Source organism: Pseudanabaena mucicola FACHB-723, from assembly GCF_014696385.1.
Classification (GTDB): Bacteria; Cyanobacteriota; Cyanobacteriia; order Pseudanabaenales; family Pseudanabaenaceae; genus Pseudanabaena.
In genome coordinates, this window is record NZ_JACJQB010000077.1 from 1 (window position 1) to 7,556 (window position 7,556).

The window sequence follows — 7,556 nt, forward strand, 5'->3', positions numbered from 1 at the left end:
TTCCCTATGCTTGGCAAGAGAAAGGGACGGGTTTAAGCTTACCCAGTCAACGCAGTAAGAGGTTAAATGTCGTGGGTTTGATGAATCGAAACAATGACTTATCTGCTTATGTTTTTGAACGCAGTATCACCAGTGCAGTCATTCTCGCTTGTATCGATGACTTTGCTCGTCAATCTACCAAGCCAACAGTGATTGTTATGGATAAAGCCTCTATTCATACCAGTCAACTGATTCAAGAGAAATTAGAGCAGTGGAAGAACCAGCAAGTTGAGATTTTCCAGTTACCCCCTTATAGTCCCCAGTTGAACTTGATTGAAATTTTGTGGCGTTTCATGAAGTATGAGTGGATTGAACTCAATGCATATGAATCTTGGGAAAGTTTAGTCTCTTATGTTGAAAAAGTTCTTCGAGACTTTGGTTCAACTTATGTAATTAATTTTGCTTAGCTACTTAACTCTCAGCACTCGCATTACTTCTGAGATGTCCACACCGTCGTGCAGAGCCAGTAATACCTGTGCGCGGTTTATGGTTGAGGCATGACCATTGCCTCTCAGGCAGAGGGCGACACATTGACGATAATCGTTGCTAGTGAGGGTGATTTGTAGTCTTTCCATGTTTCAAATAACGTTTTGTAAAGTTTGGGGTAGGGCTACTTTTTTAGCTAATCATTACTTTTGTCGGACAATTATTTGTTAACTTCCCTAACCAGAATGTTTTATGTGACACAGACTTCATCAGCATAATCTTCTCAACTAATTTCTGGAAATATTTCATAGGGAAGATTCAACATACTTCATAGCTATTGTTGAAGATAAGAAAGAAAAAAACAAGCAATACGCAAGACTGGTCATGCCGATCTCGAGTTCATCGGTAAGCGATAATTGGAAAGTGGTTCGCAAAATGGAGATGGTTTATCATGGCAGCAAATTTAAAAGGTAAAGTTGCCTTAGTAACAGGGGCTTCACGGGGAATTGGCAAAGGGATTGCTATTGGTTTAGGTGAAGCAGGTGCGTTGGTTTATATCACGGGGCGCAGTGTGAATCAGACAAATTCTACAGAAACTATCTCGGGAAGCTTACTAGATACCAAATCCGCAGTAGAAAAAGCGGGTGGAATTTGTATAGCAGTTCCCGTTGATCACGGTGATGATGAACAGATTAAATCTCTATTTGAGCAAATTGATCGAGAACAAAATGGACAGTTGGATCTATTGGTCAATAATGCTTATGGTGGTGTGCGATCGCTAATTGATGCAAAGGGTAAACCTTTTTGGGAAGCAAATCTTAGTCTTTGGGATGCCTGTAATCAAGTCGGTTTGCGAAGTCACTATGTGGCAAGTCATTGGGCGGCGAAAATGATGACCAAACGCAAACAAGGTTTGATCGTCACGATTTCTTCTTGGGGTGGCTTAGCTCCTATCTTTGGTGTTGCCTATGGTACTGGTAAATCTGCTTGCGATCGCTTCTCGGCTGAGATGGGAGTGGAACTAAAGCCGTTTAATGTTGCTTCAATTTCACTTTGGCCGGGGATTGTTGGTACTGAGCAGTTTCATCAGTTGGCTGAAGCAAATCTTGAGGGTACTGATGGTAATCTTGGTGTGGCGGCGATCGCTGATAAGTTTAATTGGGAAACTCCTTTATTTGTCGGTAGGGTAATTGCGGCTCTATATACTGATCCTGATTTGATGAGACGAACTAGCAAGGTTCAGCTTGCAGCTGAACTAGCGGCTCATTATGGAATAGTTGATGAGTATCAGCAGCGTCCTGTTTCTTTACGCTCTCTCAGATTTTTATTGGCGCAAAGTTTACCAAGTTTAAAATCTAACGCTAAATTCATTCCTGATCTGCGTATGCCTTGGTGGATGCTCCTGTTAACTGTTCTCAAGTCTCCGAAAATTTGATTAGGATTCTAAAATTGCATCTTTACTGCAAAAAGCTGTTGCGAGTAACCATGAACGCAATAAAATTTTGGCAATTTTAGGACAACGTAATCCTAGCGATCGCTATTATCAAGCTTGGATTCGACCCAATGACGTTAATATCATCCAAAGATTACGCGATTGGCGACCAAATGGCGAAGTGTTAGCACCAATTGCGCTCAGAGAGAGAATGGTCAATGAAACTACTCAAGAGTTGATGCATTATCTACCTGACTGGAGGTAGAGCATAGCCGATTTGACGCAGAGCTTTGCGAAACTTCCCTTCATTAACAGCTAAAACTACTAAAGCACGACTCCCCGCTAGCTGGCAGTATTTCTTAGTAAGCAGATCGTTGGCAATCAATGACGCTAAATGTGAACTAGCGCATTCAATTAATCTTGCTTCTCCCAAATCCCTCAAACTAGTCGCCTTTTCTGAAGCATCGCTCAGAAATTCCTGTACAGATTCAGGCAAAGGTTCGCTACTGTTCTGCTCCAAAAGTTGCTTTAATTCCGTAACCTGATGCCCATCTTCGATTGCTGTTAAAAGTTTATCCAAATCTAGTCGCCAGATTGTATCAGCAATCCTTTGAGTATAAAGATCAAGAACTAAAGCATCCGAAATATTCAGCCCAGTTCCTGAAGCCACAATTTCTAGGTTCGGCAATACCCGCAAGGTCTGACTATGAGCAATCGCTGCTGGTTGATATTTTTCAGTCAATCCCAAACAATATGCTCCGAGGGCAGTTAAGCGAAAATAAATCAAACCATCGTAACGACTAAGAAAGTTTAGATCGTCGGTTCCCCAGAGATCGCCAAAATCACGCCAAGTCACCCCTGGATCGACATAGGCGACATCAAGCAACCCAAGGGTTGCAGCATATTCAAACAAGAGACAGCGCATATATCGCTCTTGCAGAATATGCCAATCATGGCTACCTTCATATCCTAAATTTCCATATCCAAATTCACAGATGTAGAGATTGTAAGGATCGTGGGTAACTTCAAATAACTGTCTAGTGGCTACCATGTATTTACTGAAATCATCGAATTGCACCCATTTACCAACAGGACATTCACTCAAAGCCTTGGCAATTACTTCGCGCCGCCCTGCTACTGCCGTCATCCCCCTTGCGCCTTTACCAGTTTGCCCCTTAATCTCATCAATGCGCCGAAATTCATCAAAGGTCGTATTTTTTAACCAACGCTTCCACAGTGTCTGTAAAGTTTTCACTGGTGGTTCTTGCAAAGCCTTTAGCCCTGCCTTGGTCAGAACTAACTTTTTGCCAGCAAGTTCCGCCATATTCGCCACCTGCAATAGGGCTGTCCACGCGAAGGCTTTAACACTGCCAATATCATCTTCAGGTGATGTGTAGGTATACTGTGCCTCTAATTTGCGTTGTTGATCGTCATAAAAATCACCCCCCAATAAAATTGTCGTGATCGCTTTCACCGTCGCGCCACTGGGTAAGGATGTTTTATCACTGACAGATACTTTTCCCGATTGAATCAAACGCAAAACTGACAGCAAATCTTTTTGAGCAACCTGTTCCATTTCACAGACTGTCAACGGCACTTCATATTCTTGGGCATTCCAATACTTTTGTTGGCGCACCAGAAACCTGTCAGGAATTGTATCACTAACTTCTTTTAAACAGGTTGCTTGAGGTTTAGGAACAAAATCTTTTAGGGTTTGTTTGAGATCCGATGGCATTACGCCTTGATAGAAAAATAAGCTCAATAGCGAGGGCTGATAACTATAGCTATAGCGATCGCCTGTACCAAAGTTTGGCTTCTGCCCATATTTAGCCACAAAAGAGTCCACACGGTAATCATTTCCCGATGAATGTACGACCTCAGCGATCGCCGCTTTCTGCAATTTGTCTAGCTTCTGCCAAATTTGCTTGATCTTTGTACCCTCAATTTGTTGCAAAATTGCAGTCACAAAATCGGCTTTGCGAGTCAATCTCTGATCGAGAGACAACAGAGTATAAAGCTTTTTTAATTCGTCAACAGTTTTCGACTCAAGTGCTTGTTGAAGACTAGGAACAATTTCTACGGTTTGTTTACGTGGCATGGCGCGGTCGGGCTTTAGCAATAATCATCAATTGTATGATCATCACTACTCAATTTAGTTTGATTTCCCTTAGTTCGTTTTATAGTGTAAAGCTCCACAAAACAGTGTTTTCATCACTCCTCACCCAAAAATTCACGCATCATTTGATTAACCAACTGCGGTTGTTCCTGCTGCACCCAATGACTGCAATTAGGAATATAGCGAATCCGTAAATCCTGCACATACTCCTCCGTCCCATAGGTTAATTCCTTACCTAAAGCCCGATCCTCTTCACCCCAGATCATCAATGTCGGTATCTTCAGAATATCCCACACCTTTTTCTGAGATAGATTATCTGGTAGATTGCGATAGTAATTAATCGCACCAGTCAAAGCACCACGCTTAGCAAAAGCATTCTTATACTGCTCTATATCCTCGTCCGTAAAAGCACTCTGATCGATCGCCATTCCTCGAAATGCCTCTCCAATCAGTCGATAGTCATCTAGCTGAATCAAAAACTCAGGCAAAAATGGAATTTGAAAGAACGCAATATACCAACTCTTGAGCATCTGTTGCGGGGTCTTTAGCCCTGCCGCAAATTTAGCAGGATGCGGTAGATTCATCACAATCAAACGACTTACTAATTCAGGATAGGCATAGGCAAATGACCATGCGATCGCTCCTCCCCAATCATGTCCAACCAAAATACAACTCTCATAGCCCAAGCCTAAAATTACTCCTTTGACATCTTCTACAAACTCAGTCATGACATAGGCAGATTGAGCTTGTGGCTTATCACTATCGTTATAACCGCGCAGATCGACAGCAACAACTTTGTAGTCTTTTGCAAATTCAGGGATTTGATGTCGCCATGAGTACCAAAATTCGGGAAATCCATGCAGGAACAACATCAGCGTACCTTCGCCTTCGGTGACATAGTGCAGTTTTATACCGTTCGTATCAATCCTATCGTGATGCCAAGTTGAGCTACTCATATCAAATATCAACCTTATTCTAATGCTTGCAAAAATTGGCAGAAGTTCTCTATATCTCTAACTAATAGTGTATAACTTGTCATGAGCTTATCCGTTAGCTCAGCAATTCGATTACTTTCTAATTCAAATCCATAGCGATGAATAGCAACATGCCTAAACCCACGGTATTCATTCAAATTATGTAGCGTATCACTAAGAATCACAGGAGGTCTTGTATGCGGAATCTCCAGCGACATCTGTTCTAAAAGTAACTTATGGGAACTCGAACCTGTGGGCAAATTGTTTTCCACTTCCTTCGCAATATCTTCAAAAATGCGTTCAACACCCATATAAAAATTTTGCAGACTAAAAGCAGTGGCATACCAGTAATCTTCATCTGCTGTCGTTTTTGCTTTTTGAGCTTGCGAGATAGCTAATTGCACAGTAGTAGCTAGTCTAGTTAGCTCGTTGTTGAGTCTTGCAATCAGGACATTATAACGGTTCATAATTCTAGTCCTTGAGCGATCGCTTCAACAATGTAATCAGATACATTTTCTGCCTCAACGAGATCGATCTCAAATTCACTAAGACCTTGTAGTTTACCAACTGCTTGGAAATAGTCAGATTTGGATAAGTTCCACACAGCAAGATCTATATCTGAATTAGCATGGATTTCGGGTTGCAGCATTGACCCAAATAGAACTACTCTTGTTACCCTAAACTGTTGACGTAGAATTCTTGCAGCTTGTTTAGCAGTTTCAATACCACGGCTTTGCAACTGTCTGAGACCTTCTTGCCTTGCTTGTTCCCTTTTTCTCGCTGCGAGAATGTAGCTGTACATTTTGTCAGCATCAACAACATTTTTAGTTTCTACCTTTCTCTCAGTTGTAGAAGAGAACAAAATGTGAGAGGAAAGTTTATTACTATTCATAATTATCTCCTCTAAGCCAGCAACGAATTTCATATAGGATCAAATATACAGCACAAGGCACTATGTCAGCTTGATCGATCCACACAGAAGATACTATTGTTTCAAGTAATAAGTAGCTAGGCATAAGAAAACTCAAAATAGGAAGTGTCAAAACCAAGAGAATCGTAACGGGAAAGAAGAGCATCTTCGATACCCCACATTAAATAATCCTCAGAGTCAAACATTTGACCAGAAAGATGGTCACGCTTTAAATGTAACCACTCCAATTCAATGGGATTCATCTCAGAGCAGTAGGGAGGTAACTGAAATAAAAATAAGCCTTTACCCTCCCACTCAGGAATTTTGAGTTGTACCGCCTTAGAGATATGCGTAGAGCTATTGTCTTGCCCAATGACGGTAATCACACGGTTAAGTAGGAATAAATCCGCAGCTAAATCAGTCTGTCGATCCATAATTTCAATATATTCCTTGCTGGTGATACTACCGACACGATAAGCAGCATCAAAACTCACTTCAGGCTCCAACACACCAATTAAACTGACTCGCTTACCCCGCAATGCTGTTTGTTCAAGGCGTTTACTCTGCCCTTGTCGAATCCAACCATACTGTACAGGTGACCAACAACTAAATCCCGTCTCATCTAAATATTTCAAACAAATCTCCCCTGCTGCTGCCGCTAATTTTAAGAAGTCTAAATCGGCTTGTTTTATTGCTTTAGTTTCTTGATCCTGCTTGTCTTGGTGGGAAATTCGCGCCCGTTTCCATACCCAACCCTTTTTTTTAGTAATTTCCTAATTCGGTCACTACTCAGGTTTACTTGTCTTTCTTCTCGTAGCTTGGTGGATAATTGCTGACTGTTGTATACCTGACCATCTTCTTCCAGACAGGTTTCTAGATATTTCAGGTCTGACTCTTGCCATTGTTTCGGTCTTCCTGTCTTGGGCAGGTCATACACCCCTTGTTCGCCATCCCGTTTCCATCTTTGGATGATTTCTCGGACTGTTTGTTCATGCCACTCGAAATATGCTGCTATTTGGGCGACTTTCCATCCGTGACTGCTTAGCCGTATCGCTTCGGCTCTTTGCTTGACTCGTTTTCCTGTTGCTTCTCTTTGGCTGATTTCCAGCAGTCTTTTGTCGTCTTCTATACTCAGTTTTACTTTGAGGGCGACTGGCATCTTTTTGCGCGTTACTGAACTTTTTTATCTTAACTTTTCTTTGGTCTACCTACTTAACTTCATGTAATCCATGGCCAAGATAAGAACCTGCGTGATAGGTATTATTCTCTCTATTAGTGGCGATCACTTCATCTCGACACTTACTCGACACTTAAATGATGCAGTGGGTAGTTTTTCAAACTTGTTGGAATGCAGGTAAAAATTGTAGGAAAAGGAAAATAGCTAGTCTGCTTTTTTCCTTGTTACCAGATTTTCTGATTCAACAAGTTTGAAACACTACCGTCTAATCCTTGGACTATTTTTAGACTGGGAAAGGAGTATCACAATCAGAATTCAAAGCATATTATTACGAACTGCAAAAACTGCTGCTTGCACGCGATCATTTACGCCAAGCTTATTTACAGCAAATTGAGATCAAGAGCACCACAAAGAACTTACCTAAGGCGCTGAAAAACGATACCGCAGTGATGGAACCAATTGAGAGCATTATCGGCAGTGAT

Annotated in this window: 10 protein-coding genes; 3 read left to right on the forward strand and 7 right to left on the reverse strand. The window is 41.6% G+C overall.

The window, feature by feature from the left end; genetic code table 11:
* On the forward strand, positions 1 to 446 hold a 446-nt coding region (locus tag H6F41_RS18260; RefSeq protein WP_190401965.1), incomplete at its 5' end, for an IS630 family transposase.
* On the opposite strand, the gene H6F41_RS18265 is transcribed toward H6F41_RS18260, so the two are convergent.
* Positions 447 to 614 (reverse strand): hypothetical protein, encoded by a 168-nt coding sequence (locus H6F41_RS18265; protein ID WP_190404890.1) that lies wholly within the window; start codon positions 612 to 614, stop codon positions 447 to 449.
* Positions 615 to 916: 302 nt separating this feature from the next.
* Here H6F41_RS18265 and H6F41_RS18270 point away from each other — a divergent pair, with 302 nt between their 5' ends.
* Both H6F41_RS18270 and H6F41_RS18275 read left to right on the forward strand, forming a co-directional pair.
* Positions 917 to 1,900 (forward strand): SDR family NAD(P)-dependent oxidoreductase, encoded by a 984-nt coding sequence (locus H6F41_RS18270; protein WP_190404891.1) that lies wholly within the window; start codon positions 917 to 919, stop codon positions 1,898 to 1,900.
* A 13-nt stretch (positions 1,901 to 1,913) separates the two neighbouring features.
* A complete protein-coding gene (locus H6F41_RS18275; protein WP_190404896.1) occupies positions 1,914 to 2,162 on the forward strand; it encodes a TIGR03985 family CRISPR-associated protein in 249 nt (82 codons plus the stop codon).
* On the opposite strand, the gene H6F41_RS18280 is transcribed toward H6F41_RS18275, so the two are convergent.
* The 6 genes from H6F41_RS18280 to H6F41_RS18305 form a co-directional block, all read right to left on the reverse strand.
* On the reverse strand, positions 2,145 to 3,995 hold the full coding sequence (locus H6F41_RS18280) for a hypothetical protein (RefSeq protein ID WP_190404892.1): 1,851 nt from the start codon (positions 3,993 to 3,995) through the stop codon (positions 2,145 to 2,147). The two genes, H6F41_RS18275 and H6F41_RS18280, sit on opposite strands and share 18 nt — an antisense overlap.
* A gap of 113 nt (positions 3,996 to 4,108) precedes the next feature.
* Positions 4,109 to 4,969, reverse strand: a complete 861-nt coding sequence (locus tag H6F41_RS18285) for an alpha/beta fold hydrolase (RefSeq protein ID WP_190404893.1) — start codon at positions 4,967 to 4,969, stop codon at positions 4,109 to 4,111.
* Between the two features lie 14 nt (positions 4,970 to 4,983).
* Positions 4,984 to 5,454 (reverse strand): ribonuclease toxin HepT-like protein, encoded by a 471-nt coding sequence (locus H6F41_RS18290; RefSeq protein WP_190404894.1) that lies wholly within the window; start codon positions 5,452 to 5,454, stop codon positions 4,984 to 4,986.
* Entirely contained in the window at positions 5,451 to 5,879 is a 429-nt protein-coding gene (locus H6F41_RS18295; RefSeq protein WP_242023113.1) for a nucleotidyltransferase family protein, read from the reverse strand. Before H6F41_RS18295 ends, H6F41_RS18290 begins: the two co-directional genes overlap by 4 nt.
* Positions 5,880 to 5,995: 116 nt before the next feature.
* Positions 5,996 to 6,667: an IS630 family transposase gene (locus H6F41_RS18300; protein ID WP_190404898.1), complete on the reverse strand. Its 672-nt coding sequence runs from the start codon at positions 6,665 to 6,667 to the stop codon at positions 5,996 to 5,998.
* The gene (locus tag H6F41_RS18305) at positions 6,586 to 7,056 is read right to left on the reverse strand and encodes a helix-turn-helix domain-containing protein (RefSeq protein ID WP_190404895.1); all 471 of its coding nucleotides are present in this window, start codon (positions 7,054 to 7,056) and stop codon (positions 6,586 to 6,588) included. Before H6F41_RS18305 ends, H6F41_RS18300 begins: the two co-directional genes overlap by 82 nt.
* Between the last annotated feature and the right edge of the window lie 500 nt (positions 7,057 to 7,556).